The following is a 23709-nucleotide window of genomic DNA, read 5'->3' as shown; positions in this document are numbered from 1 at the left end:
TCCCACAGGTTTTGCAGTGCGCTGCAGATCGCATTCATTCTGGAGTATCCCCATGAAGATCACCCCGATCCTCACGCAACTGCGTGGGCAATGCCCTGGCCTTGCCAATCACATTTCGGTGGGCCTCGATCTGGCCTTGCTGCAAGGCAACCCGGAACTGCCGACACCCTCGGCCCACGTGCTGCCAATCGCCGATCTGGCCAGCAACAGCACCACCCAAAACCTCACCACCCAACCGATCCGCGACCGCTTCGAAATCGTCCTGGTGCTTGACGCTACCGACGCTACAAAAGCGCTGGATCTGTTGCACGACCTGCGCGCCGAGTTGTGGCGCGCGCTGGTCGGTTTCAAACCAGATTCGACCTACAGCGCCATCGTTTACGACGGCGGCGAAATGGTCTCGATCAACAGCAGCCGCGCCTTTTACCGGCTGCGCTTTTTTGCTGAGTTCCAGCTCGGCCGCAATCTGCCGAGTCAGCCTGCGGAGAGTTGGCACGAACGCGAACTGGACGGTTTGTCGTCCTTTACCGGGGCCACCGTGCGGGTCGATGCGATCGACCCGGCCGACCCCAACCTGAAACGCCCGGGCCCCGATGGGCGCGTGGAAATGACTTTCTCTGGAGACGTAACCCCATGAGCAATCGCATCACCGTACTGCCGGCCGCTGGCCGTGTCGTACCGGACCCGGAGGCGGGCGATCTGCTGCCGGCCGAAGGCCGTGAAGTGCTGGACAGCGCCTGGTGGCGCCGACGTCTGGCCGACGGCGATATCACCCTCAAAACCGCACCAGCCAAACAAAAGGGAGCCAAATAATGGCGATCGGATTCAGCAACATCCCTGCGGACATTCGTGTACCGCTGTTCTATGCCGAAATGGACAACTCGGCCGCCAATAGCGCGAGTTCGACCCTGCGTCGTTTGATCGTCGCTCAGGTCAACGACAACATCGCGCCGACGGAAGTCGGCAAACTGGTGCTGGTGTCCAGCGTTGCGCTGGCGAAAAGCATCGGTGGCCAAGGCTCGATGCTCGCCTCGATGTACGAGACCTTCCGCAAGGCCGACCCGATCGGTGAGATCTGGTGCCTGCCGCTGCACAACACCGAAGGTGCGATCGCCAAAGGCGTGCTGACCCTGACCGGCACCGCCACTCAGGCCGGCGTGCTCAATCTGTATGTCGGCGGCGTGCGTGTGCAAGCCACCGTGGTCAACGGTGCCACCGCTGCCCAAGCGGCCACCGCCCTGGCGCAAAAAATCAACGCCACCGCCGACCTGCCGGTCAGCGCTGCCGCTGCCGAAGGTGTGGTCACCCTGATCGCCAAATGGACTGGCGACAGCGGCAACGACATCAGCCTGCAATTCAATCGCCTGGGCAAGAGCAACGGCGAAGAAACCCCGGCTGGCCTGACCACTGCGGTCACTGCCATGACCGGCGGTGCCGGTGTGCCGGATCAGGTTGAAGCCATTGCCGCGCTGGGTGACGAGCCGTTCGAATTCATCGCACTGCCATGGTCCGATCTGTCGACCCTCAACACCTGGCAAGCGGTCATGGATGACAGCACCGGTCGCTGGTCGTGGGCCAAGCAACTGTTCGGTCACGTCTACAGCGCCAAGCGCGGCACCGTCGGTACGCTGGTCGCAGCAGGCCAGGCGCGTAACGATCAGCACATGACCATTCAGGCGCTGGAGCCGGGCGTACCGCAACCGTTCTGGGTACAAGCCGCCGCACTGGCTGCACGCACCGCCGTATTCATCTCTGCCGACGCCAGCCGTCCGACCCAGAGCGGCAGCCTGCCGGGCGTTGACCCGGCACCGGCGAGTGAGCGCTTCACCCTGACCGAGCGTCAGTCGCTGCTCAACTACGGCATCGCCACCGCGTACTACGAAGGCGGCTACGTGCGCATCCAGCGCTCGATCACCACTTACCAGAAAAACGCTTACGGTCAGGCCGATAACTCCTACCTGGACAGCGAAACCATGCACCAGTCGGCGTTCATCGTGCGCCGTCTGCAAAGCGTGATCACCAGCAAGTACGGCCGGCACAAACTGGCTTCCGACGGCACCCGTTTCGGCGCCGGCCAGCCAATCGTCACCCCAGCGACCATTCGCGGCGAGCTGATCGCCCAGTACGCCAAGCTCGAACTGGAAGGTCACGTCGAGAACGCCGAGCTGTTTGCCGAGCACCTGATCGTCGAGCGCGACGTGCAGGACCCGAGCCGCGTGAACGTGCTGTTCCCGCCGGATTACATCAACGGTCTTCGCGTGTTCGCACTGCTCAACCAATTCCGTCTGCAGTACGACGACGCGGCTTGATCGCCGCGTTTGACCACCAGCATTCAGCCCACCGCGTGTGGGCTTTTTTATTCAAGGGAGTAACACCATGGGTCAACTGATTGCAGGCACCTGCTACGTCAAAGTCGACGGCGCACAACTGACCATCAATGGCGGCTGCGAAGCCCCGCTGATGGCGGTCAAACGCGAAACCGTCGTACCCGGCTTCTACAAGGAAACCGACATCGCGCCGTCGTTCAAAGTGACCGCGCTGCACACAGCCGACTTCCCGCTGAAGAAGCTGATCGAAGGCACCGACATCACCGTCACCTGCGAATTCAGCAACGGCAAAGTCTACGTACTGGCCGGCGCCTACCTGGTCGAAGAACCAGTCTCCAAAGGCGATGACGCCACCATCGAACTGAAATTCGAAGGCATCAAGGGGACCTGGCAATGAGCGGCGCCGTGAAGCTTCAGGTTGCGATCGAAGCTCACGGCGAGCCCCTGACCGAACTCGTCCTGCGCCGTCCGACGGTGCAGGAGGTGCGAGCGATCAAGGCGCTGCCGTACAAGATCGACAAGAGCGAAGAAGTCAGCCTCGACATGGACGTGGCGGCCAAATACATCGCCGTGTGCGCCGGTATTCCACCGTCGTCGGTCAACCAGCTCGATCTGGCTGACCTCAATGCGCTGAGCTGGGCCGTTGCAAGTTTTTTCATGAGTGCGGCGTCGGCGCCATCACCGACCTGATCGCCGTCGCCTATGACCTGGCCTGGTTCTGGAAGGTTGACCCCGAACAGATGATGGCCAGGCCACTGGATGTGCTCCGCGAATCGCTGGAGCACGCGCAACGGATCAATGCGATGCAGCAGGTACAGTGATGGCAGACGAAGAGAAAAAAGTGAAAACGCCGGTGCTGATTACGGGCATCGATGAACTGTCGCCCAAACTCGGCGCCCTGCGAGTCAAGGTCGAGAGCTTCAAGAACAATCTCGAACAGACCGGCCTCGGTAAGCTGGACATCAGTGGCCTGTTCAAGGGCGGCAGCGTGATCACGCCGTTCGTGGACGGGATCAAATCGGCGGCGGCGTTTCAGGGCAAATTGACCGAAGTCAGCGACACGGCAAAAACCGTCGACCTGCCCGCTACGCCGAAAGTCGCTGCGCAAAACATGAACGTGTTCAGTGCATCGATGGAAAAGGTTTCGGCCGCCGTGGACGCGGCACTGGTGCCGGCGGTGGGCGCACTGGTGGTCGGGTTGGAACCGATGCTGACCCAGGTCGGCAGCCTGCTCGCCGACAACCCGAAACTGGTCGAAGGCCTGGCGGCGGGGGCGATTGCTTTCTCCGCCATGCAAACCGCTGTCACCGGCATGACCCAGGTGATGGACGTGATGAGCATGGTGCTCAAGACCAATCCGATCATGTTGATCGCGATGGGCATCGCGGTGGCGGCCGGTTTGATTTATGCCAACTGGACGCCGATCAGCGCTTTTTTCAAGGGCATGTGGGAGGGCGTGAAAAACATCGGTGTGAGTGCGATGGCAACGTTGCGCTCGATCCTCGATTGGCGACCGCTGGATGCACTGGCGGCGCTGTGGTCACCGGTCGCGGGCTTTTTCTCCGGGATCTGGGAAAAGGTCAAAGCGGTCACCGCGCCAGTGATCGACTTTTTCAAATCGGTGTTCTCGTGGACGCCCGCCGGCATGATCCTGGAAAACTGGGCGCCGCTGACCGGTCTGTTTTCGGCAATCTGGGACTTGCTCAAGGCCTTGAGTGTGCCGGTGATGGCGTTCCTCAAAGGTCTGTTCGACTGGACACCGTTGGGGATGATCATCAACAACTGGGGGGCGATCACTGGCTTCTTCGCCTCGATCTGGACGGCGCTGCAACCGGCGGCGCAAGCGATCAAGGACTTCTTCGGCACGTTGTTCGACTATTCCCCACTGGGGATGATCGTCAACAACTGGGGCAGCATCGTCACGTTCTTCGAACCGATCTGGGCCGCATTGCAAAACTCGACGCAGCAGATCAAAAGCTTCTTCCAGAGCCTGTTCGAATGGTCGCCGCTGGAACAGATCGCCATGTACTGGCAACCGATCAGCGAAGTGTTTTCGGCGCTGTGGGGCGTGGTGCAGGCGTTGGCCGCACCGGTACTCGAGTTTTTGCACAACATGTTCGAATGGACGCCGTTGGGGCAGATCATCAAAAACTGGGGGCCGATCACCGAATGGTTCGGCGAGTTGTGGCAAAAACTGCAAACCGTTATTGCGCCGATCAAAGAGCTGTTCGACGGCGGCTTTGCCGGACTGATCGCCAAGGTCACCGGCAAGGTTGAAACGTTCACCGAAGCGCAACGCCATACCAATGCCGAAGGCAAAGGGGAACTGGCACCCGCGTTCTTCGGAGCAACACCGCAAGCCACGGGTAACGGTGCACTGCAAAGTGGTTCGTTGCCACAGAGTTCTGGCGCACTGATTCAACAAAGCGCAATCAACAACCGCACGCAACTCGAAGGCGGCCTGACCGTGCGCTTCGAAAATGCGCCGGCAGGCCTGCGTACCGATCAACCGCAAACCAATCAACCAGGGCTGGCGCTGTCGTCGCGCATCGGCTATCGCTCGCTGTCGGCAGGAGGTTCCAATGAACTGGCGTGACCGTTTGTTGCCGGCATCCTTTCGTGGTGTCGGCTTCTGGATCGATCAGGCGAAAACCCCGGTCGGTCGCAAAGGTCAGTTGCATGAATACCCGCAACGCGACCTGCCGTATTTCGAGGATCTGGGCCAGCAGGCCAAGACTCACGACATCACGGCATTCATCATCGGCGCCGACTGCCTGGAGCAGCGCGACAAGCTGCTCAAGGCATTGGAGGCGGGCAATGGTGAGCTGGTGCACCCGTGGCTCGGGCGCCTGCAAGTCAAGGTCGGTGAGTGCGACATGACCCATACCCGCCAGGACGGCGGGCTGGTGACGTTCAGTCTGAAGTTCTACCCCGATCGGCCGTTGCCGTTTCCGACCGCCACCGTCAGTACGCAAAAAGTCCTGTTGGCCAAGGCTGACACTTTGCTGGGGTCCGCAGTGTCGCGTTTCGAAGAGGTCATTGTCCGGATTCAAGCGGCACGGATTGGCATTAACAATCTGCGAAACAGCCTGACCGGGGTGTTCGATGTGATTAAGGAACAGCTGAAACCACTGATCGCGCAATACAAGGAAATCACTGAACTGGTCAGAGCCGTCAAGGAGTTGCCCAAGGAAGTGGCGGCGGAGTTCAAGGGGTTGCTCGGCGATATCAAGGAGCTCAAGGCGTTCGCGAAGGAGGGCTACCGTGGCGTGATTGCCGACGTGTCCCAACAACTCGAAGCGATTCGCAAGGCTGATGCGCCGAAGATCACCACGGGCAAGGACACCAATGCGGCGGCGCAAGCCATGGCCGATCTGGTGCAGGACACTCTGATTGTCAAAGTGGCGCAATGGGTCGCTTCAATGCCGGTGGCGGCGAAACCGGTGAAGTTGCTGTCGACCCCTTCCTTGGATCAGCAGTCGAAGCAGCCGATTTCTCGACAGGAAGTACCGGCTACCGACGATTTGCAGGCGCTTCAAAAGGACTTGGTCGAGGCGCTCCAAATGGCCAAAAACAAAGCCGGTCCAGCGCACTATCAGGCTATCAGCGACGTGCAGGATGCTCTGGTGGCGCACCTCAAAGCCGTAGCGTCATCGGGGGTGCGTCTGGTCACCAAGTCGTTTCAGGAAAGTTTGCCGGCACTGGTAGTGGCTTACAAACAATTCAGTGATGCGACACGGGTGACCGAAGTGGTCCAGCGTAACGGAGCGACCAACCCGTTGTATCTGCCACCCAACGACGTGAAAGTCTCTCGGGAGTAGTCATGGACGTAATGGACAACCATGTCACGCTGACCGTCAACAACATGGAATACGGCGGCTGGAAAAGCGTGGAAATCACCGCTGATCTGGAGCGCCAGTTCCGCACCTTCAAACTCGACATCACCTGGCAGTGGCCGGGGCAGACGGTGGATCAGCGGATCAAACCGGGTGACCCCTGCGAAGTGAAAATCGGCCAGGACCTGGTGCTCACCGGCTATGTGTTCAAGGCCCCGATCCGCTATGACGGACGCCAGATCAGCCTGAGCATCGAGGGCAGTTCCAAGACTCAGGATCTGGTCGATTGCGCTGCCAGGAACACGCCGAACCAGTGGCAGGAACAACCGCTGCTGAGCATTGTTCAGGCGCTGGCGATGGAGTACGGGCTGATAGTGGTCAATGAAATCCCCGAGACCGCGCGGCTGACCAAACACACGATTGTGCCGGGAGAAACGGTGTTTCAGTCGATCGACCGTTTGCTCTCGCTGCTGCGGGTGTTTTCCACCGATGACGAGCAGGGTCGGCTGGTGCTGGCCAAGCCGGGCAGCGGTGGGCGGGCCAGTGATGCGCTGGAGCTGGGCAAGAATATTTTGTCCGCCAGCGCGTCGATGGATCAGAGCCAGGTGTTTTCCGAATACCGGGTGATCGGCCAGCAGAAAGGTTCGGACAAGAAGAGCGGGGCGGCAGTCAGCGAGGTTGAATCCAGCGCGACCGATCTGAGCTTCAAACGACGACGAACCACGATCATCAACGAGGGCACCGCGCTGACGTTCGAACTGGCCCAGCAGCGCGCCCTGTGGGAGAGCGCCACCCGTATGGGCCGGGCGCAGACCACCACCTATCAGGTGCAGGGCTGGCGCCAGTCCAACGGCGATCTGTGGCGCCATAACACGCTGGTCAAGGTCACGGATCCGGTGCTTGGATTTGATGGCGACATGCTGATTTCCAAAGTCACGTATTCGCTGTCGGCGCAAGGCTCGGTGACCACGCTGCAAGTGGCGCCGCCGCATACCTTCGATGCCAATCCGACACCCCCTAAGAAAACTTCAGCCTGACACCCGACCCTGTGGGAGCGAGCTTGCTCGCGAAGGCGTCAGATCAGACACCGCTCTGGTGCTTGTCAGGACGCTTTCGCGAGCAAGCTCGCTCCCACAGGGATCAGCGTCAACCTCACCACTTGAGGACAATTCATGAGCCTACTGACACGCCTGCTGGCGCGCGGCACTGTCGTGCTCGCCAATTCGGCATCCAAGCTGCAATCGCTGCAAATGCGCCTCACCGCCGGCGAAGTGAACGACGACATGGAGCATTTCGAACCCTACGGCTTTACCAGTAACCCGCTGGCCGGCGCCGAAGGTGTCGTCACTTTTCTCGGCGGCGATCGCTCCCACGCCATCGCGCTGGTCATCGCCGACCGCCGTTATCGCCTGCAATCGCTGGCGTCGGGCGAAGTGGCGATCTACACCGACGAAGGCGACAAAATTCACTTCAAACGCGGGCGGATCATCGACATTGAAACCGCCACGCTGAACATCCGCGCCAGCAGCGCGGTGAACTTCGATACGCCGGTGATCAACCAGACCGGCAAGATCGTCTCCACCGGCGATCAACTCGCCGGTGGCATCAGCCAGATCAAACACGTGCACGTCGGCGTACAGGCCGGCAGCGGCCAGACCGGCGCGCCGGCAGGAGGCAAGTGATGCTGATCAGCCCGAACCTCCACGCCGCGCTGACCCGCGCCGTACTCATCAGCCTGTTCACCTGGCGCCGCGCCGCCGATGACGACGCCCTCGACGACGAAGAACGTTTCGGCTGGTGGGGCGATACCTTTCCCACCGTCGCCGACGATCGCATCGGTTCGCGGCTGTGGCTGTTGCGCCGGGTCAAGCTGACTCGACAAACGCAGATGGACGCCGAGTTCTATGCCCGCGAAGCCTTGCAATGGCTGATCGACGACGGCCACTGCAGCGCCATCGACATCATCAGCGAACGCCTCGACGCCCAGCGCCTGAACCTGCGCACGGTCCTGACCCTGGCCGACGGCGAACGTCTGGACATCAACCCCGATAACAGTTGGCAGGTGATCTATGCCGTTTGAAACCCCTTCGCTGCCGGTGCTGATCAAGCGCACCCAAAGCGACCTGGCCGGCGATTCGCTGCGCCAGTCCGATGCGCAAGTGCTGGCCCGTACCCTCGGTGGCGCGGCTTATGGTCTGTACGGTTATCTCGACTGGATTGCCGAGCAGATCCTGCCCGACAAGGCCGATGAGTCGACCCTGGAGCGCATCGCCGCACTTCGTTTGAACCAACCGCGCAAACCCGCGCAAGTCGCCACCGGCAGCGTCAGTTTTACCGCCACGGCCGGTGCCGTGCTGGATGTCGACACGTTGTTGCAAGCGAGCGATGGCCGCACCTACAAAGTCACCACCGCACGCACCACCGTCAATGGCAGCAACACCACTACCATCGCGGCGTTGGATGCCGGCAGCCTCGGTAATGCCGACGCCGGTCTGGCGCTGACACCGGTGCAACCGATTGCCGGCGTGGTCGGCAACAGTTTCGTGGTGCTGGCGCCGGGTCTCAGCGGCGGCGTGGCACGGGAAAGTCTGGAGTCGCTGCGCTCGCGGGTGATCCGTTCCTACCGCGTGATTCCCCATGGCGGCTCGGCCAGTGACTACGAGACCTGGGCACTGGAAGTGCCGGGTGTAACGCGCGCCTGGTGTCGTGGCGGCCTGCTCGGGCCGGGCACGGTGACGGTGTTCATCATGCGTGATGAAGACCCGCAACCGGTGCCCAACGATGAGCAATTGGCGGAGGTTCAGGACTACATCGAACCGCTGCGTCCGGTGACTGCGGAAGTGCACGTGCAGCGGCCGATTCAGGTGCCGGTGGTGTATCGCTTCAAGAGCGTCAATCCGGACACCACCGCCGTGCGTGCCGCCGTTGAAGCGCAATTGCGCGACCTGCACAACCGTGAGGCCGATCTGGGTGTGCCGTTGCTGATCAGCCATATCCGCGAAGCCATCAGCAGCGCCGGTGGTGAGTACGATCACACCCTGACCGCGCCGGCCGCTGACGTGCCTGCCGGGCAAAGCGAACTGCTCACCTTCGGAGGTTGCGTATGGGGGGCATAAGAACCGCCGCGCAATATCAGGCGCAGCTGCGCGCCTTGCTGCCCAGTGGCCCGGCGTGGGACCCGGAACGCGTACCGGAACTCGAAGAAGTGCTGCAAGGCGTCGCCGTCGAACTGGCACGCCTTGATGCCCGCGCCGCCGACCTGCTCAACGAAATGGACCCGGCCGGCGTCAGCGAACTGGTGCCGGACTGGGAACGGGTGATGAACCTGCCCGACCCGTGCCTGGGCGCCACACCGCTGTTCGACGACCGCCGCCTCGCCGTCCGCCGGCGCTTGCTGGCGGTCGGCAGCCAGGCTGTCGGTTACTACATCGACATCGCCAAAAGCCAGGGCTACCCCAACGCGACCATCACCGAACTCGAAGCCCCGCGCATGGGCCGCTCGCGTTTCGGCTCGGCGCACTGGGGCACGTGGGAAGCGCAGTTCATGTGGACGCTCAATACCGGCGGACGCTTGCTGCTGGGTCGGCGTTTCGGCGCGAGCTATTGGGGCGAGCGCTTCGGCGTTAATCCGGGTTCGGCGCTGGAATGCCTGATTCACCGCAGTGCGCCGGCGCATACCAAGGTGCACATTAATTATGACTAGGGAGGAATGAGGGGATGGATTATCCGAAAAGCATGCCCGGTGTCGGTTTGGTCAACAGTCGTTTTGTCGATGAAAATCCCCTCACCGGAACCCCCGGATCGCTGATTCCTGCGGAGTGGGGCAACGCCCTTACCGAAGAGGTGTTGGCGGTTATCAAAGCGGCGGGTATCGAACCGACCGAAGGCTTGAACACCCAACTGCTCGAGGCCATCCGTGGCAAAAAGCTGTTTGAAACGCCGCCACAATTCGATGTCAGTCAGAAAGTCGCGACGACGGAGTTTGTGCAGCGCGCACTCGGCAGTCTGGCGGGGCAGACCAATTACGTGGGTGATGTTTCGTTGACGGTCGCTGACGTCGGCAAACTCTCGATCTTCACCAGCCCAGGTACGGTGACCCTGCCGGAATGGTCAACGGTGCCTGCGGGAGGCTTGGTGTCGCTGGTCGCAGGTTCCGGTAGTTTGAACGTGAAAGTCAGGAGTGGCGAGAGTCTGGGCACCGCCAGCGCTGGTGCACCGGATAACACGTTGTCATTTGTCGGTGGCAGCTACGTTACTTTTCGCCGGCTTCTGCTCGGTGGTGGCTGGGGCCTGGATTCTGGTGATGGTGCGCTCAAGTACTCGCCAGCGTTTACCGCTTCCTTGAACACTGCAGGCGGCTATCAGCGTTTGCCCAGTGGCCTGATCCTGCAATGGGGACTGGCCACGGGCGGCGCACTCAGCGAAACCATTACCTATCCGATTGCCTTTCCCAAAAGCGTGCTCTTTCTCTCGGGCGGCGATCTTTCACCGGCATTCTCCGACCTGCGCTTTTCCCTTTACCGACTCTCGCAAAGCCAGTTTCAGCGCTTCTCCAATGCTGACCCTGGCGGCTGGAACTGGTTCGCCATCGGCTTCTGAAATCAACGGTGAATGAAATGAAATACATTGATTTTGATGCCCAGGGCGAACTGCTCGGGCGCTATGACTCGGCGATTCACACGCAGATGCCTGCCACTGCTCTAGAAATCTCTGATGAGTTGTTCCTGCGCACGATCGAGGAACGCGATGGCATCTGGAAGTGGACCGACGGCAAGGTCACCAAGCATGCATTGCCGAACGCATCGCTGCTGGTTGAAAGCGAACAGCGAGCATTGGCCCTGGCGCGGCGTGACGAGCTGCTGGCTGAAGCCGATCAGCAGACCGTCGGTATGGCCGACGCCTACATTGCAGGATTGCTGGATGCCGAAGACATGCAGCGGTTCAAGGCGTATGCCTCCTACAAACTGGCGCTCAACAAGATCGACAGGCAGCCAGGTTATCCGCAGAACATCGACTGGCCAGTGCTACCGGCTTGATGCTCTTTCTGACATGAAGCCTGCAAAACAGCTTCGTAAACAGTCACCCAGAATAACGGGAGGTCCCCGCGTGGATTATCCAAACAGTGTGCCCAGCGCCGGATTGGTGAATGGGAAGTTCGTTGATGAAAACCCGATGATCGGAACGCCCGGATCGCTGATTCCGGCGGATTGGGGGAATGGGGTCACGCAGGAAATTCTCAACGTGATCAATGCCGGGGGGCTGACCCCCGATGAGAAGAAATACGATCAGTTGTTGCAGGCGATTCAATCGGTGACGGCCAAGGGCTGGAACCAGGATCTGGCGTTGCCGCTATCGGCTTTGCCTTTGCCAACCGTTGCCACGGCGGATGCCCGGTTAACCATCACGCCAGCCGCCGTATCGAGCAGTGGCGGGCGAGTGTCCGTACCGGCGGGCGTATACGTCAGCCTTGGTCAGGAAGTGGTGGCGGGTCAGTTGGGGCGTTCACGTACTTTCACTACCCAGGCCTGGAGCAGTGCAGACCTGCTGCCCAGCTCGAGCTACTTTTTGCGGGCGCAGGTGGTGGGTGGTGTGCTGAGTTTCTATACCCAGCGCGGTACGATTTACGACGTGACACCCGAGACGCTGAAAGGTTTGGCCAACGGCGCTGCCGGCGGCGGTTTTCAGAGTTCGGTGTTGGACATGTGTCTGGCCTGGGTCGTCACCGGCGCGCCAGGCTCCGTGCCGACAGTGCGTGCGATTTACAACCGTGCACGCTTGACCTGGACTCAGACCGTCAACGGCACGGGTGCAGTGTTTCTGCCCCTAGACCCGCATGCGCGTGCTGCGCGGCTTGTGGTAGGCAATCCGACGCCGTCATCGACGGCCGTAACGAGCGTCGCGTTTCCGGCGACTGGATGGGCCGGGGGCAACTATAGCTATCTGTCACCGGTATCGACGGGTGTATCCAATAATGCGGGAGGCTGGAACCCGTCTACTGTGCAACCGTGCGTGATATTCACCAACAACATCGTCTACGACGTCACGGTTTCGACGCTGACCGCCAGTTTTGATCATGCCAATTTGCGCTCGCTCTGGCAGTCCTATCAGGCTGAGCACAATCTGGGGCAATCCAATGCTGACAGTGATGAATTGCTACTCAGCATGGGGATCAAGAGTCATCCGCTAACCGACTATACCGCCGGCATCGCGATCAATTTCGGGGAAGCTGTGAACGTCCAATTGCAGTGGGAGCTGATTCGATGATCGTCATTCAGGAACTCCATCAGATTGACGGCGAGTTGCGCCTTCCTCAACCCTCCGCTGCCCATGACTGGGACGGTGAGAAATGGGTATTGGACGACGATAAACAGGCTGCGCTGGACATGCAGGAAACTGAACGCTTGTGTGCCAAAGTCGACGCCGCCGCTGACGACGCCCGTACCGCTCTGGCTGGTGACCCGCTCAAAGCCATGGAGTACGCCCAGGCTGCCGCCGATGCTCAGGCCTATCAGGACGCCGGTTACCCGAAAAAGGAAGTGCCGCTGTCGGTCGCTGCATGGGTTGCCAAAGGACGCAGCGCCAAACAGGCCGCCGAGCAGATTTTGAGCAAGGCCTATCAACTGACCGACCATCTGCTGGCGCTGCGTGCGCTGCGCCTGAAGGCCAAAGCGCAAATTCGCGCGCAGGCTGCCAAGGGCAACATGGATCTGGCGCGCAGCGCTGGTGACGAAGCTTTGATCGCCATTCGCGAATTGGCCAGCGGCCTTTCCAGCTAAGCCGAAAATTCTGCGTTCCGAGTCACCCAAGCCCACTTCGTTGTGGGCTTTTTATTTTCAGAAAACGGACCGTGGACAGGCACGCAGAAGACGCTGTGTCGACGCCGGTCATTTGTCATTTCAAAGGAACGAACATTCTATGGATTATCCAAAAAGCGTCCCCAGCGTCGGCTTGGTCGATGGCCGCTTCGTCGATGAAAACCCGGTGGCGGGTACGCCGGGGTCGTTGATTCCGGCGGTGTGGGGCAACAGCGTCACGCAAGAAATTCTCAACGCGATCAAGGCTGCGGGATTGACTCCGGATGAAGCCAGAACCGATCAACTGGCCACAGCCATCGGCGCCCTCGTTGATTTCACCAAACTGAAAAATACCCCAACCACGTTGGCCGGCTATGGCATCACCGATGCGGTGGGGAGGTTGCTGGCAGTCCGGCAGATCGAGACGGTCGGGATCACGGTTTACAAGCCGAACCCAAGAGCCAGGCGCATTCGTGTGCGTCTGGTTGGAGCCGGAGGCTCGGGGGGCGGCTGTGCACCAGTGGCAGCGGGTTATCACAGCATCGGCGGTGGCGGTGGCGGTGGCGCCTATGGCGAGAGTTTGTACGACGTGAGCGCAGAAATGATGGCCGGCGTGCCGGTTTCACTGGGAGCGGGTGGCGCTTCACGTAACTCGATGGGGCAGGCCGGTGGTGGTGCTTCTTTTGGCAGCTACATGAGCGTGGCGGGAGGCATGGGCGGGCAAATCCTGACCTTCCCCGTGACAGCCACGGCAGTCGGCTTCGTCCAGGGTGGCGCCGGAGGGCAAGCCGTCACAGGTGGCAACCTGGCTAACGCACGTGGAGTGGGCGGTGGTTACGCCATGTACAACGCCAATTGGGGCGTATTGGCCGGCGGTGGCGGGGCGAGCCCGTTTGATGGCGGTGGCCCGTTAATGGGCCTCAGTGGCCCCGGTACTTCAGGGAGCCGAGGCTCGGGTGGCAGCGGTTCTTGTTCGACCAGTGCGTCCGCCTCTGTCCTTAGCGGTGTCGGCGGCAACGCCTTCTGTGAAATCTGGGAGTACGAGTAATGGCCCTCTATGCACGAGTGGAAAACGGTGTCGCGGTCGAACTGATCGATACCGGCGACTACGCGATTACCCAACTGTTTGCCCCTGCTTTCGTCGAGACGATGGTGCAGGTGCCGGACGGCATGCAGATCGAAATAGGCGCACCCGTCGGCGAACTGCGCCAGGAAATTGCGCCGTTGTCTGTAACGATCCGTCCGGTCGTTACCCCTGAAATCGTCCCCGATGAGCAAGAGCCTTTGGCAGCAGCGCGCACCTGGCGTCAGTCCAGTCTGTCGGCCACTGAATGGTGGGTGACGCGGCATCGCGACGAGCAGGCGCTGGGGCGTGGGACGACGCTCAAGGCCGCGCAGTATCTGGAGTTGCTGGAGTACCGCCAGGCGCTGCGTGACTGGCCTGAGGCTAAAGGTTTCCCGACGGCGGTTTCTCGCCCGACAGCACCGCAATGGTGGGGCGCCAATGCGGATTGACTGGTCTCAGGCATTTTTAAACAAGGAGTTGAATCATGGATTATCCAAAGAGTGTTCCTAGCGCCGGGTTGGTAGATGGCAAGTTTGTCGATGAAGATTTACTGACGGGCAAGCCAGGGTCGTTGATTCCGGCCAGTTGGGGTAATGGTGTTACGCAAGAGTTGTTGACGGTCATCCAGAGCGCAGGGCTGACACCGACGGAGGCCGCCAATAATCAACTGCTCAGTGCGCTGCGCAGCAACAACCTGTTCGTCACGGCGCCGCAATTCAATCAAGGCAAAGCGGTTGCCACTACCGAGTTCGTCGCCCGCGCGGGTCTGCAGTTTTCCGGCTTCGTTTCTTACCCGACCAGCACTGTCCTGACCGTAGCCCACGTGGGGGGCGTGGCGAGTTTCGCCAGCGCAACGCCGATCACGGCAACGTTGCCCTCCATCAATGGCATTGCCCATGCCAGCACGCTACACGTGATCAATGCGGGCAACGGTGTTCTGACCATCAACCCCGCCGCAAACGAGCAAATTGAAACCTGCAACGGCACGTTCGGGTCGCTGAAACTCGGACTCGGCGACTCCGCATGCCTGATCAAACTGGCGAGCCAATGGCGGCTGTACGGAGGGTCGATCAGCGATCGTTATGCCACGGCCCATTCGGGCGTCTATGGCAACGTCGGTTACCAACGGTTTGCCAGCGGCAACATTGAGCAATGGGGTGTCGGCACAACGGATGCGAAGGGCGAAGTCGACGTCATTTTCCCAATCTCTTTTCCTACAGCCTTTTCTTCTCTGGTGGCCACTCATGCCGGCGGTGACGGGGCGATGGTCATCCTGATTGCGGGTTCTGGAAAGCAACAAGGCTGCAAGCTCAAGGTTCGTGATTACAGCGGCAGCGTCGCTGCGGGTTGGGGCATCAATTATTACGCAAAGGGCTATTGAATGAATCCGTTCAACGTTTTGTTCAGCGCCAGCACCCGGGGCGTTTATGTACCGGGTATCAACTCAACTGACATTCCCGACGATGTCATCGAGATTCCTCAGACTTACTGGATCTCGCTGCTGCAGCAATTGGCCGTTGCGGCAAAAGTGATCGGCGTGCGTGCGGATAACGGCTATCCGATTCTGGTCGATCCTGCGCCTCCTTCGGCCGATGAAGCGGCTGACGCCGAGCGCCGTTGGCGCACTGCGCAACTGGCCGCCACCGACGGGTTGGTGGCGCGTGATCGCGATGAGTTGGAAGACGGCGGCGGCACGACGCTGACCACAGAGCAATATGCCCAATTGCAGACGTATCGCCGTGAATTGCGCGACTGGCCGCAGGGTTCCTTTTTTCCGTTCGGCGAGCATCGGCCGGTAGCGCCGAAGTGGTTGGCTGCTGCGCTGTAAGTCATCAGGGAAGTTGAAATGGATTATCCAAAAAGCGCTCCCAGCGTCGGGCTGGTGAACGGCAAGTTCGTCAATGAAGATGTTGTCGCGGGATTGCCCGGATCGTTGATCCCGGCGACCTGGGGCAACAGCGTTACCGATGAATTGTTGAACGTCGTCAAATCTGCGGGTCTTGAACCAAACGAAACCGATGCGACGCAGCTATTGCAGGCGCTGAAAAAAATCAGTCAGGCCGGTGAAGGCAAGCATGCGACCGATATCGGCGCCGCCAATCTGTACATGGCCAACTACGTGCCGGTCATCACTTCGTTGAAGGACGGTCTGGCGCTGCGCTTTACCGCTGGTAATGCCAACACTGGAGCCAGCACGTTCGCACCGAATGGCTTGCTGCCCAAGCCGTTATTGAGCCTTGGACAGAGTGCATTGCGGCCAGCGGAGATTGTCGGCAGCAGTGTGTGTTCGGTGGTGTACAGCGCGGCGCTGGACAGTTGGGTGCTGGTGTATGCGAGCGGTGGTAATGCTGCGAGCGGCCGGTTGTTGGGGGTAAAGACGTTTACCGTATCCGGCACCTATGAGCCGATAGCCGGGACGAAGCACGTTCTGGTCAAGGTTGTGGGCGGTGGTGGTGGAAGTGCGGGAGTCGGGGCGACCACAACTTCCCAATATGCAACCGTGGGTGGCGGCGCCTCCGGTAGTTATGCTGAAGCGTGGTTACCTTCCGAGGCGCTTGGTTCTCGTCAGGCTGTCACTGTGGGGGCTGGGGGAAGCGCGGGACAGGCCGCGGCGAATGCCGGGGGAGGAGGCACCAGCTCTTTCGGCTCGCTGGTTTCGGCTGCCGGTGGTGGAGGGTCGCCGTGGATTGGCTTTGTTGCGAACCAGGGGATGGGACTTTATACCGGAGGCTATCCCGGCCAGTCGGCCAGTGGAGGCAACATCGTCAACAGCGCGGGAAACGCGGGCGCTCCCGGGATCTCTGTCAACGGCTCGACCCTTGCTGGGCACGGTGGTAGCTCGCCGTTGGGTGGAGGCGGTTTTGGCAACAGCGCAGCAGGTTCTCTGGCCGCACCAGGCTCCGGTTTCGGTTCCGGTGCGGGAGGAATTGCCAACGCACCCAGTCAACCTGGCAGACCTGGTGGCGCAGGTGCTTCAGGCGCCGTGATCATCTACGAGTACGCCTGATGAACACCTACGCACGCATCGTCAACTGCACTGTGGTCGAACTGTTCTCCACCGAAGGCAATATGGCCGAGATGTTTCACCCGGATCTGCTTTGGGTCGACATCACTGAAATCACTCCAGCACCGCAAATCGACTGGACCGCCAACTTCGGCACCCTCGGTTGGGTGTTTGCATTACCCGAAGAACATACGCCGGACGGCACCCTGAAAACTCTGGCAAAAAAATGGCTGACAGGCATTGGCCGTCAACCGTGATTCAATCGGGGCAATATCCAGGGAGGATCAAGCATTATGCAAATAACTGAAAGCAACCTTATCGACATCATGCCCAACGCCCGCTCCCAAGCGGGCGTTTTTGTTTCTGCACTCAACAGCGCGATGGCGCGCCGTCACATCGACTCGCCCAAACGCGTCGCGGCGTTCCTTGCGCAAGTCGGTCACGAGTCCGGGCAATTGCGCTACGTGCGCGAACTGGGCAACAACCAATACCTGAGCAAATACGACACCGGTACGTTGGCCTTGCGTCTGGGCAACACACCAGAGGCTGACGGCGACGGGCAAAAATACCGCGGACGCGGGTTGATCCAGATTACTGGCCGTTCGAATTACCGCCAGTGCAGCGTTGGCCTGTTCGGCGATGAACGTCTGTTGTCCCTGCCCGAACTGCTCGAACAGCCACAATGGGCCGCCGAGTCTGCGGCATGGTTCTGGGAACAGAACGGCTTGAACGAACTGGCTGATCGCGATCAGTTCAACACCATTACCCGTCGCATCAACGGCGGGTTGAACGGCCTGCAGGATCGCCTGGAAATCTGGGCACGGGCGAGGGCGTTGCTATGCCAATCCCCTGGCGAGTGATCGCCGTTGTGTTGCTGGCTGCTGGTGCCTTTGCAGCGGCCTGGCAATTTCAGGAGTGGCGCTACGGCCGACAGTGGGCCGAGCAGGCCCGGTTAAACGCCGAAACCCTTAATCAACTGACGCAGACCGCCGCCACTGCGCAACAGGCTGAGCAGGATAAACGTCTGGCGCTGGAGCAGCGGCTGGCGACCAGTGAACAAACCCACTACCGAGCGCTGAGCGATGCCCAACGTGATCAGGATCGCCTGCGCGATCGTCTTGCCACTGCTGATGTGCGCCTGTCAGTCTTTCTCGACGCCAGCGACGCTACCCCAGGCTGCAACATGCCAGCCACCGCCAGCCCCGGCCGCGTGGATCATGCAACCGTACGCGCCCGACTTGACCCGGCGCATGCTCAACGAATTATCGCCATCACCGACACCGGCGACCGTGGACTGATCGCCTTGCAGGCGTGTCAGGCGTATGTCAGAGCGCTCGCGCCCGAACATTTTGAATGAGTCTGTGTATTGAAAGCGCAACCGGCTCGTGTACGGTGGAGGCATTCCACACGATCCGGAGCACGCCGTGAAAGAGATCACTCAACTGGCCGCCGACCTTGGCCGACGTCTGCAACTGCTCAATGCCCACGTCACCACCGCTGAATCCTGTACCGGTGGCGGGATTGCCGAAGCCATCACGCGGATCCCGGGCAGTTCGGCGTGGTTTGAGGCTGGCTACGTCACGTATTCCAACCGGCAGAAAACTCAGCAACTGAATGTGCCGGTCGAGTTGTTCGAAACAGTCGGGGCGGTCAGCCGCGAGGTGGTCGAGGCGATGGTACGTGGTGCCCAGGACAAAAGCCTGGCGCGATTTGCCGTAGCGGTCAGCGGTGTCGCCGGGCCGGACGGTGGCTCGCCGAACAAGCCGGTCGGTACGGTGTGGCTGGCGTGGGGCGTTGGCGAGACGGTCACCACTGAGGTTCAGCACTTTCCCGGCAACCGCGATGAAGTCCGCCGACAAACGGTGAAGGCCGCGCTAGAGGGGCTCTTGCGACTAGCGGCACGAGAAATCGAAAATCAGGGGTAGGCGATCCGCGAACGCTGTGGAATAATACTGGCTACTTATACAGGTGTTGGCCGTCAGGCCTTATTGATTACGTGAGGACTTTAATGGACGACAACAAGAAGAAAGCCTTGGCTGCGGCCCTGGGTCAGATCGAACGTCAATTCGGCAAGGGTGCCGTGATGCGTATGGGCGATCAAGACCGTCAGGCGATCCCGGCTATCTCGACTGGCTCTCTGGGTCTGGACATCGCACTCGGCATTGGCGGTCTGCCAAAAGGCCGTATCGTTGAAATCTACGGTCCTGAATCTTCCGGTAAAACCACGCTGACCTTGTCCGTGATCGCTCAGGCGCAAAAAGCCGGCGCGACCTGCGCATTCGTCGACGCCGAACACGCCCTCGATCCTGAGTACGCCGGCAAACTGGGCGTCAACGTCGACGACCTGCTGGTGTCCCAGCCGGACACCGGCGAACAGGCGCTGGAAATCACCGACATGCTGGTGCGCTCCAACGCTGTTGACGTGATCATCGTCGACTCCGTGGCAGCCCTGGTACCGAAGGCTGAAATCGAAGGCGAAATGGGTGACATGCACGTGGGCCTGCAAGCCCGTCTGATGTCCCAGGCGCTGCGTAAAATTACCGGTAACATCAAGAACGCCAACTGCCTGGTGATCTTCATCAACCAGATCCGTATGAAGATCGGCGTGATGTTCGGCAGCCCGGAAACCACCACCGGTGGTAACGCGCTGAAGTTCTACGCTTCGGTTCGTCTCGACATCCGCCGTACCGGCGCGGTGAAGGAAGGCGACGAAGTGGTCGGCAGCGAAACCCGCGTCAAGGTTGTGAAGAACAAGGTCGCTTCGCCGTTCCGTCAGGCCGAGTTCCAGATTCTTTACGGCAAAGGCATCTACCTCAATGGCGAGATGATCGACCTGGGCGTGCTGCACGGTTTCGTCGAGAAGTCCGGCGCCTGGTATGCCTACGAAGGCACCAAGATCGGTCAGGGCAAGGCCAACTCGGCCAAGTTCCTGGCGGACAATCCGGAAATCGCCGCGAAGCTCGAGAAGCAACTGCGTGACAAGCTGCTTACTCCAGCCGTGATCGACTCCAAGGCCTCAGCAGTCAAAGAGACTGAAGACGACCTGGCCGACGCTGACATCTGATTGCAGCGATGACCACTGCAGTACTCGATACCCTCGTCGCGGTGCGACGAACCGCCATGGACCTGCTCGCACGTCGCGAGCATGGTCGAGTCGAGCTGACGCGCAAATTGCGTCAGCGCGGCGCCGAGGCGCAGATGATCGAAACAGCCCTCGACCGTTTGACGGAAGAGGGGCTGCTTTCCGAAGCCCGTTACCTTGAAAGCTTTGTTTCCTACCGTGCCCGTTCCGGCTATGGCCCTCTGCGGATTCGCGAAGAGCTGAGCCAGCGCGGTTTGCAGCGCGCCGATATCGAACTCGCCCTGCGCGAAAGCGGTATCAGTTGGCAGGAGCAATTGCAGGAGACGTGGCAACGCAAGTTCTCCGGGCATTTACCGATTGATGCGAAAGAACGGGCCAAACAGGGCCGGTTCCTGGCCTATCGGGGGTTCTCGATGGAGATGATCAACCGCTTGTTCAGCGGTCGAGGGATGGACGATTAAACCGATTCAATAAAAACGGCCCGCTATGAAAATAGCGGGCCGTTTTTTTTTGCCCTCAAATTACCTTTGACGGTTCGCGGCTGCGTTGCGCTGTTTGCGGTTGGGAATCTGCCCAGTTTTCCGGTAGGTTGATGTAATCGATCAACTCCCTCAGACGCCCGTGAGTGCGCGCGTTGAAGGTGAAGGCCAGTCGCGCCAAATGGCTGAACTGCGCTTCATCGTGTTCCTCGCCGGCGTAGTCGTGCTGATGAAACTGGTCACTCAGGCACAGATCGGCGAATGCTTCCTGCATGTGCTCCAGCGCCTGATCGCTGAGTTTGTGATGCATGCGAATTACGAATTGGCGCTTGAGCCAGCGACTGGAGTGGAAGTTACTGTAGAACTGGTTGATCTGCTCCACCGCCTCGTCGACGCTGTAGACCAGTCGCATCAGTTTCATGTCGGTCGGCAGGATGTAGCGGTTGCTCTCCAGTTGCTGGCGGATAAAGTCCATCGCGCCCTGCCAGAACGTGCCGCCCGGCGCATCCAACAGCACCACCGGCACCAATGGACTTTTACCGGTCTGGATCAATGTCAGCACTTCCAGCGCTTCATCCAGCGTGCCGAAGCCACCGGGGCATAAAACCAGTGCGTCGGCCTCTTTGACGAAAAACAACTTGCGGGTAAAGAAGAAGTGGAACGGCAGCAGATTGCCGGTGCCGTCCACCGTCGGGTTGGCATGCTGTTCGAAGGGCAGGGTGATATTGAACCCGAGGCTGTGATCGCGGCCGGCACCTTCGTGCGCGGCGGCCATGATGCCGCCGCCAGCCCCGGTGATGACCATCATCCCCGAGCGGGTCAAGGCTGCACCGAGTTCGCGAGCCATCGCATACAACGGATGTTCGACCGGTGTGCGCGCCGAACCGAATACGGTGACTTTGCGTCGGCCCTTGAATTGCTCCAGTACCCGAAACGCCTGCTCCAGTTCGCGCAGGGCTTGCAAGGTGATCTTGGCGTTCCAGCGATTGTGGTCTTCCTGGGCCATGCGCAGCACGGTCAGGATCATGTCGCGGTAGATAGGGATATTCGGGCTGTTGGGTGAAACACGGTTGAGTTGTTCTTCGACCTTACTGATGAGGTCGGGACCGCTTTCCTGAAAATGACGGCTCAAGAGGTCATTCGGTTGGTAAGGCATTCAACGTCTCCTTCTGCACAGGGCGTCGGCCCTGACGAGCGGCGTCAGTGCCGCGCTGCAAAAAACACACGATCGGCAGTTCCTTGCCTGCCGTTGAAAAAAGATCGGGAATACACTGAATCTAGACCCTCGCACGGATTTGCGCTGACTTGATCATTGCGCCGTAAAGTTTTGGCTGGCAATCGTTTATTGATTTTCCGCGCGTTGCTTCACCGCTCGTCCGAACGTGCGCCAAGCGGCAATCCCTCTGATTAACTAACGTACAGGCGCCGTACGACAGCTTTGCGTCAACGACCGTAGGCCAGGCGCATGCAATTCAAGGATTCGTGGGTGGCAAGGAGGCGGGACATATGGCCAGAGTGATTCTGGAGATCGATACGCAGCTGTATCGGATGTTGAAAGCGGCAGCCGAGACCAATCAACTCAGTCTCGAAGAGGAGTGCTGCCGGCGGTTGGCGGGCGGCGAGCGCCGTTCCCACTATCTACAGGCCTTGCTGGCCGAACTGCGCGCCGAGGATGAACAGCGGCGCGCCAATTCGCGATGATTACTTCTTCTTCGCCGGGGCGGCTTTCGGGCAATCCGATTCCTGGTAGCTGGCGGAGCCGATCGCTTTGTTGGTTTTCACTTCAGTGAAGTCGTAACGCATGATCGCACCCTTGGCCATCAGCTTGCGGAACGACGGGTTATTGCACACCGAGGCGCCCAACTGGAAATACACGGCTTTAGGGTCAGCGCGCATTTTGTCGGCGTGGCTCTTCTGCACGCTCAGGTGGTTGATCAACTGCGTGCCTTCCACGGTAAAGCCCTGATCAAGAATGTCTTCACTGATGGCGCGTGGCGTGCCGACGCTGCTTTGTGCGGCGACGTTGCGCAGCTCGCGGTTCAGATTCTGCTCACTCAGGGATGCAGCCTGAGCGGTGAAGGACGACGCCAGCAGAATGGCAGCGGTAGGAACGATAAGGCGCAGCATGAAACTCTCCTGATTCAGTGACTGGTGGTTCGACCAGCCCTGTGGCTGTGCGTTCAGTGGCGCCGGATTATAGGGGAGCCGGTCGGGACGGTACAGGTTTGCACTCGCCGCTCTGGTAAACTGCCGGCCTTTATAGCCTTGCCGAGTGCTGTGCGTGTCGAGTTTTCCTGCCGTAAGGCGTTGCCCGTGACCCATCATGCCCCCAACGCCGTAGCCCGCTTGCGCGATCAGCGCGAGGACGAGGGCATCAAGCCGATTCAGGCCCGTGGCTTTCGCTCCGAACGTTGCCGCGATTGCCGGGTGATCATCAGCCATTGCCTGTGCGCCTGGCGACCTAGTGTCGAGACGCGGTCGGGCGTGTGCCTGATCATGACCGGCAAGGAAGTGTTCAAACCGAGCAACACCGGTTGGCTGATTGCCGACGTGGTGCGCGATAACCATGCGTTTATCTGGTCGCGTACCGAGCCCGATCCGCAGATGCTGGCGCTGCTCAATGACCCGCAATGGCAACCGTACCTGGTGTTTCCCGGCGAATACGTGGAGCCGTCGCGAGTGACCAATACTGTCGCGATCGATAGCAGCAAGCGCCCGTTGTTCATTCTGCTGGATGCGACCTGGACCGAAGCGCGGAAGATTTTCCGCAAGAGCCCGTATTTCGATCGCTTGCCGATTCTCAGTCTGCTGCCCGATAAACTCTCGCGCTACCGCTTGCGCCGTTCAACCCGCAGTGAGCACCTGTGCACCGCCGAAGTCGCGGCGTTGTGCCTGGAGCTGGCCGGTGACAGCGATGCCGCCTCGGCGTTGGACGCCTATTTCGACGTGTTCAGCCAGCATTACCTCGGCGCCAAACAGCAACTGGACATGAATGAATCGACGCCGGCTCACGCCGAGTTGCTGCCCTATATACGAAAGCCGCAGCCCGAGTTGGCCCAATAGTGGCCCATACTGTACAAGCCAGCGGCCGTGCTGCTTGACCACCCCGTCTTCGCTGGGC

The 23709-nt window shown here is 60.2% G+C and carries 31 protein-coding genes; 29 read left to right on the top strand and 2 right to left on the bottom strand.

The window, feature by feature from the left end; all coding sequences use genetic code 11:
• The first annotated feature begins 52 nt into the window (after positions 1 to 52).
• The 27 genes from BMY54_RS20640 (at position 53) to recX (ending at position 20570) form a co-directional block, all read left to right on the top strand.
• The gene (locus tag BMY54_RS20640) at positions 53 to 637 is read left to right on the top strand and encodes a phage tail terminator protein (RefSeq protein ID WP_093436499.1); all 585 of its coding nucleotides are present in this window, start codon (positions 53 to 55) and stop codon (positions 635 to 637) included.
• Complete coding sequence (locus tag BMY54_RS20635; RefSeq protein ID WP_093436496.1) at positions 634 to 813, top strand: DUF2635 domain-containing protein; 180 nt, start codon at positions 634 to 636, stop codon at positions 811 to 813. The genes BMY54_RS20640 and BMY54_RS20635 overlap by 4 nt, the downstream gene beginning before the upstream one ends.
• Entirely contained in the window at positions 813 to 2309 is a 1497-nt protein-coding gene (locus BMY54_RS20630) for a phage tail sheath subtilisin-like domain-containing protein (RefSeq protein WP_093436493.1), read from the top strand. The genes BMY54_RS20635 and BMY54_RS20630 overlap by 1 nt, the downstream gene beginning before the upstream one ends.
• 67 nt (positions 2310 to 2376) lie before the next feature.
• The gene (locus BMY54_RS20625) at positions 2377 to 2724 is read left to right on the top strand and encodes a phage tail tube protein (RefSeq protein WP_007908779.1); all 348 of its coding nucleotides are present in this window, start codon (positions 2377 to 2379) and stop codon (positions 2722 to 2724) included.
• Positions 2721 to 3017 carry a phage tail assembly protein gene (locus BMY54_RS20620; protein WP_007908778.1) on the top strand — a complete coding sequence of 99 codons (297 nt, stop codon included), beginning with the start codon at positions 2721 to 2723 and terminating at the stop codon, positions 3015 to 3017. The genes BMY54_RS20625 and BMY54_RS20620 overlap by 4 nt, the downstream gene beginning before the upstream one ends.
• Positions 3018 to 3147: 130 nt before the next feature.
• A complete protein-coding gene (locus BMY54_RS20615) occupies positions 3148 to 4923 on the top strand; it encodes a phage tail tape measure protein (RefSeq protein WP_093436490.1) in 1776 nt (591 codons plus the stop codon).
• On the top strand, positions 4910 to 6148 hold the full coding sequence (locus BMY54_RS20610) for a DNA circularization protein (RefSeq protein WP_093436487.1): 1239 nt from the start codon (positions 4910 to 4912) through the stop codon (positions 6146 to 6148). The genes BMY54_RS20615 and BMY54_RS20610 overlap by 14 nt, the downstream gene beginning before the upstream one ends.
• A 2-nt stretch (positions 6149 to 6150) precedes the next feature.
• Positions 6151 to 7200: a phage baseplate assembly protein gene (locus tag BMY54_RS20605; RefSeq protein WP_093436484.1), complete on the top strand. Its 1050-nt coding sequence runs from the start codon at positions 6151 to 6153 to the stop codon at positions 7198 to 7200.
• A gap of 135 nt (positions 7201 to 7335) precedes the next feature.
• Positions 7336 to 7845 (top strand): phage baseplate assembly protein V, encoded by a 510-nt coding sequence (locus BMY54_RS20600; protein WP_093436481.1) that lies wholly within the window; start codon positions 7336 to 7338, stop codon positions 7843 to 7845.
• Complete coding sequence (locus tag BMY54_RS20595) at positions 7845 to 8243, top strand: phage GP46 family protein (protein ID WP_093436478.1); 399 nt, start codon at positions 7845 to 7847, stop codon at positions 8241 to 8243. The genes BMY54_RS20600 and BMY54_RS20595 overlap by 1 nt, the downstream gene beginning before the upstream one ends.
• Positions 8233 to 9279 carry a baseplate J/gp47 family protein gene (locus BMY54_RS20590; protein ID WP_093436475.1) on the top strand — a complete coding sequence of 349 codons (1047 nt, stop codon included), beginning with the start codon at positions 8233 to 8235 and terminating at the stop codon, positions 9277 to 9279. The genes BMY54_RS20595 and BMY54_RS20590 overlap by 11 nt, the downstream gene beginning before the upstream one ends.
• The gene (locus tag BMY54_RS20585) at positions 9267 to 9866 is read left to right on the top strand and encodes a YmfQ family protein (RefSeq protein ID WP_093436472.1); all 600 of its coding nucleotides are present in this window, start codon (positions 9267 to 9269) and stop codon (positions 9864 to 9866) included. Before BMY54_RS20590 ends, BMY54_RS20585 begins: the two co-directional genes overlap by 13 nt.
• A gap of 14 nt (positions 9867 to 9880) precedes the next feature.
• Positions 9881 to 10762: a gp53-like domain-containing protein gene (locus BMY54_RS20580; RefSeq protein ID WP_093436469.1), complete on the top strand. Its 882-nt coding sequence runs from the start codon at positions 9881 to 9883 to the stop codon at positions 10760 to 10762.
• A 17-nt stretch (positions 10763 to 10779) separates the two neighbouring features.
• Positions 10780 to 11199 (top strand): tail fiber assembly protein, encoded by a 420-nt coding sequence (locus BMY54_RS20575; protein WP_093436466.1) that lies wholly within the window; start codon positions 10780 to 10782, stop codon positions 11197 to 11199.
• A 70-nt stretch (positions 11200 to 11269) separates the two neighbouring features.
• Positions 11270 to 12427, top strand: a complete 1158-nt coding sequence (locus tag BMY54_RS20570; RefSeq protein ID WP_093436463.1) for a phage tail protein — start codon at positions 11270 to 11272, stop codon at positions 12425 to 12427.
• Positions 12424 to 12939: a phage tail protein gene (locus BMY54_RS20565; RefSeq protein WP_093436460.1), complete on the top strand. Its 516-nt coding sequence runs from the start codon at positions 12424 to 12426 to the stop codon at positions 12937 to 12939. Before BMY54_RS20570 ends, BMY54_RS20565 begins: the two co-directional genes overlap by 4 nt.
• A 139-nt stretch (positions 12940 to 13078) precedes the next feature.
• Entirely contained in the window at positions 13079 to 14005 is a 927-nt protein-coding gene (locus BMY54_RS20560) for a glycine-rich domain-containing protein (protein ID WP_093436457.1), read from the top strand.
• Positions 14005 to 14472 (top strand): phage tail assembly chaperone, encoded by a 468-nt coding sequence (locus BMY54_RS20555; RefSeq protein WP_093436454.1) that lies wholly within the window; start codon positions 14005 to 14007, stop codon positions 14470 to 14472. The genes BMY54_RS20560 and BMY54_RS20555 overlap by 1 nt, the downstream gene beginning before the upstream one ends.
• Positions 14473 to 14507: 35 nt before the next feature.
• A complete protein-coding gene (locus tag BMY54_RS20550) occupies positions 14508 to 15404 on the top strand; it encodes a gp53-like domain-containing protein (protein ID WP_093436451.1) in 897 nt (298 codons plus the stop codon).
• A complete protein-coding gene (locus BMY54_RS20545; RefSeq protein ID WP_093436448.1) occupies positions 15405 to 15851 on the top strand; it encodes a tail fiber assembly protein in 447 nt (148 codons plus the stop codon).
• An 18-nt stretch (positions 15852 to 15869) separates the two neighbouring features.
• Positions 15870 to 17030 (top strand): glycine-rich domain-containing protein, encoded by a 1161-nt coding sequence (locus BMY54_RS20540; protein ID WP_093436445.1) that lies wholly within the window; start codon positions 15870 to 15872, stop codon positions 17028 to 17030.
• On the top strand, positions 17030 to 17284 hold the full coding sequence (locus tag BMY54_RS20535) for a hypothetical protein (RefSeq protein WP_093436442.1): 255 nt from the start codon (positions 17030 to 17032) through the stop codon (positions 17282 to 17284). The genes BMY54_RS20540 and BMY54_RS20535 overlap by 1 nt, the downstream gene beginning before the upstream one ends.
• A 36-nt stretch (positions 17285 to 17320) precedes the next feature.
• On the top strand, positions 17321 to 17887 hold the full coding sequence (locus BMY54_RS20530; RefSeq protein ID WP_093436439.1) for a glycoside hydrolase family 19 protein: 567 nt from the start codon (positions 17321 to 17323) through the stop codon (positions 17885 to 17887).
• Positions 17866 to 18384 (top strand): lysis system i-spanin subunit Rz, encoded by a 519-nt coding sequence (locus tag BMY54_RS20525; protein ID WP_093436436.1) that lies wholly within the window; start codon positions 17866 to 17868, stop codon positions 18382 to 18384. Before BMY54_RS20530 ends, BMY54_RS20525 begins: the two co-directional genes overlap by 22 nt.
• Before the next feature lie 67 nt (positions 18385 to 18451).
• Positions 18452 to 18952 (top strand): CinA family protein, encoded by a 501-nt coding sequence (locus tag BMY54_RS20520; RefSeq protein ID WP_093436433.1) that lies wholly within the window; start codon positions 18452 to 18454, stop codon positions 18950 to 18952.
• 83 nt (positions 18953 to 19035) lie between these two features.
• On the top strand, positions 19036 to 20091 hold the full coding sequence (gene recA / locus BMY54_RS20515) for a recombinase RecA (protein WP_007908746.1): 1056 nt from the start codon (positions 19036 to 19038) through the stop codon (positions 20089 to 20091).
• 8 nt (positions 20092 to 20099) lie between these two features.
• Positions 20100 to 20570 carry a recombination regulator RecX gene (gene recX / locus BMY54_RS20510; RefSeq protein ID WP_093436430.1) on the top strand — a complete coding sequence of 157 codons (471 nt, stop codon included), beginning with the start codon at positions 20100 to 20102 and terminating at the stop codon, positions 20568 to 20570.
• Between the two features lie 55 nt (positions 20571 to 20625).
• On the opposite strand, the gene BMY54_RS20505 is transcribed toward recX, so the two are convergent.
• Positions 20626 to 21744 (bottom strand): LOG family protein, encoded by a 1119-nt coding sequence (locus tag BMY54_RS20505; RefSeq protein ID WP_093436427.1) that lies wholly within the window; start codon positions 21742 to 21744, stop codon positions 20626 to 20628.
• A gap of 350 nt (positions 21745 to 22094) precedes the next feature.
• Between BMY54_RS20505 and BMY54_RS20500 the strand changes: the two genes are divergently transcribed.
• Positions 22095 to 22289, top strand: coding sequence for a hypothetical protein (locus tag BMY54_RS20500; RefSeq protein WP_077571372.1), 195 nt, complete (start codon positions 22095 to 22097; stop codon positions 22287 to 22289).
• Here the strand turns inward: BMY54_RS20500 and BMY54_RS20495 are convergent, their stop codons facing one another.
• Positions 22290 to 22715, bottom strand: a complete 426-nt coding sequence (locus tag BMY54_RS20495) for a PA3611 family quorum-sensing-regulated virulence factor (RefSeq protein ID WP_016985722.1) — start codon at positions 22713 to 22715, stop codon at positions 22290 to 22292.
• 186 nt (positions 22716 to 22901) lie between these two features.
• Between BMY54_RS20495 and BMY54_RS20490 the strand changes: the two genes are divergently transcribed.
• Positions 22902 to 23651, top strand: a complete 750-nt coding sequence (locus BMY54_RS20490; protein WP_007908736.1) for a tRNA-uridine aminocarboxypropyltransferase — start codon at positions 22902 to 22904, stop codon at positions 23649 to 23651.
• Positions 23652 to 23709: the final 58 nt, after the last annotated feature.

This window comes from Pseudomonas sp. ok266 (assembly GCF_900110195.1).
Taxonomy (GTDB): Bacteria; Pseudomonadota; Gammaproteobacteria; order Pseudomonadales; family Pseudomonadaceae; genus Aquipseudomonas; species Aquipseudomonas neuropathica.
This window is presented reverse-complemented; position numbering and strand designations above follow the sequence as displayed.

What these genes read in the sequence shown, in the direction of transcription:
- BMY54_RS20640 (WP_093436499.1), top strand. Translation starts at nt 53, where the DNA reads ATGAAGATCACCCCGATCCTCACGCAACTGCGTGGGCAATGCCCTGGC.
- BMY54_RS20635 (WP_093436496.1), top strand. Translation starts at nt 634, where the DNA reads ATGAGCAATCGCATCACCGTACTGCCGGCCGCTGGCCGTGTCGTACCG.
- BMY54_RS20630 (WP_093436493.1), top strand. Translation starts at nt 813, where the DNA reads ATGGCGATCGGATTCAGCAACATCCCTGCGGACATTCGTGTACCGCTG.
- BMY54_RS20625 (WP_007908779.1), top strand. Translation starts at nt 2,377, where the DNA reads ATGGGTCAACTGATTGCAGGCACCTGCTACGTCAAAGTCGACGGCGCA.
- BMY54_RS20620 (WP_007908778.1), top strand. Translation starts at nt 2,721, where the DNA reads ATGAGCGGCGCCGTGAAGCTTCAGGTTGCGATCGAAGCTCACGGCGAG.
- BMY54_RS20615 (WP_093436490.1), top strand. Translation starts at nt 3,148, where the DNA reads ATGGCAGACGAAGAGAAAAAAGTGAAAACGCCGGTGCTGATTACGGGC.
- BMY54_RS20610 (WP_093436487.1), top strand. Translation starts at nt 4,910, where the DNA reads ATGAACTGGCGTGACCGTTTGTTGCCGGCATCCTTTCGTGGTGTCGGC.
- BMY54_RS20605 (WP_093436484.1), top strand. Translation starts at nt 6,151, where the DNA reads ATGGACGTAATGGACAACCATGTCACGCTGACCGTCAACAACATGGAA.
- BMY54_RS20600 (WP_093436481.1), top strand. Translation starts at nt 7,336, where the DNA reads ATGAGCCTACTGACACGCCTGCTGGCGCGCGGCACTGTCGTGCTCGCC.
- BMY54_RS20595 (WP_093436478.1), top strand. Translation starts at nt 7,845, where the DNA reads ATGCTGATCAGCCCGAACCTCCACGCCGCGCTGACCCGCGCCGTACTC.
- BMY54_RS20590 (WP_093436475.1), top strand. Translation starts at nt 8,233, where the DNA reads ATGCCGTTTGAAACCCCTTCGCTGCCGGTGCTGATCAAGCGCACCCAA.
- BMY54_RS20585 (WP_093436472.1), top strand. Translation starts at nt 9,267, where the DNA reads ATGGGGGGCATAAGAACCGCCGCGCAATATCAGGCGCAGCTGCGCGCC.
- BMY54_RS20580 (WP_093436469.1), top strand. Translation starts at nt 9,881, where the DNA reads ATGGATTATCCGAAAAGCATGCCCGGTGTCGGTTTGGTCAACAGTCGT.
- BMY54_RS20575 (WP_093436466.1), top strand. Translation starts at nt 10,780, where the DNA reads ATGAAATACATTGATTTTGATGCCCAGGGCGAACTGCTCGGGCGCTAT.
- BMY54_RS20565 (WP_093436460.1), top strand. Translation starts at nt 12,424, where the DNA reads ATGATCGTCATTCAGGAACTCCATCAGATTGACGGCGAGTTGCGCCTT.
- BMY54_RS20560 (WP_093436457.1), top strand. Translation starts at nt 13,079, where the DNA reads ATGGATTATCCAAAAAGCGTCCCCAGCGTCGGCTTGGTCGATGGCCGC.
- BMY54_RS20555 (WP_093436454.1), top strand. Translation starts at nt 14,005, where the DNA reads ATGGCCCTCTATGCACGAGTGGAAAACGGTGTCGCGGTCGAACTGATC.
- BMY54_RS20550 (WP_093436451.1), top strand. Translation starts at nt 14,508, where the DNA reads ATGGATTATCCAAAGAGTGTTCCTAGCGCCGGGTTGGTAGATGGCAAG.
- BMY54_RS20545 (WP_093436448.1), top strand. Translation starts at nt 15,405, where the DNA reads ATGAATCCGTTCAACGTTTTGTTCAGCGCCAGCACCCGGGGCGTTTAT.
- BMY54_RS20540 (WP_093436445.1), top strand. Translation starts at nt 15,870, where the DNA reads ATGGATTATCCAAAAAGCGCTCCCAGCGTCGGGCTGGTGAACGGCAAG.
- BMY54_RS20535 (WP_093436442.1), top strand. Translation starts at nt 17,030, where the DNA reads ATGAACACCTACGCACGCATCGTCAACTGCACTGTGGTCGAACTGTTC.
- BMY54_RS20530 (WP_093436439.1), top strand. Translation starts at nt 17,321, where the DNA reads ATGCAAATAACTGAAAGCAACCTTATCGACATCATGCCCAACGCCCGC.
- BMY54_RS20525 (WP_093436436.1), top strand. Translation starts at nt 17,866, where the DNA reads ATGCCAATCCCCTGGCGAGTGATCGCCGTTGTGTTGCTGGCTGCTGGT.
- recA (WP_007908746.1), top strand. Translation starts at nt 19,036, where the DNA reads ATGGACGACAACAAGAAGAAAGCCTTGGCTGCGGCCCTGGGTCAGATC.
- recX (WP_093436430.1), top strand. Translation starts at nt 20,100, where the DNA reads ATGACCACTGCAGTACTCGATACCCTCGTCGCGGTGCGACGAACCGCC.
- BMY54_RS20505 (WP_093436427.1), bottom strand. Translation starts at nt 21,744, where the DNA reads ATGCCTTACCAACCGAATGACCTCTTGAGCCGTCATTTTCAGGAAAGC.
- BMY54_RS20500 (WP_077571372.1), top strand. Translation starts at nt 22,095, where the DNA reads ATGGCCAGAGTGATTCTGGAGATCGATACGCAGCTGTATCGGATGTTG.
- BMY54_RS20495 (WP_016985722.1), bottom strand. Translation starts at nt 22,715, where the DNA reads ATGCTGCGCCTTATCGTTCCTACCGCTGCCATTCTGCTGGCGTCGTCC.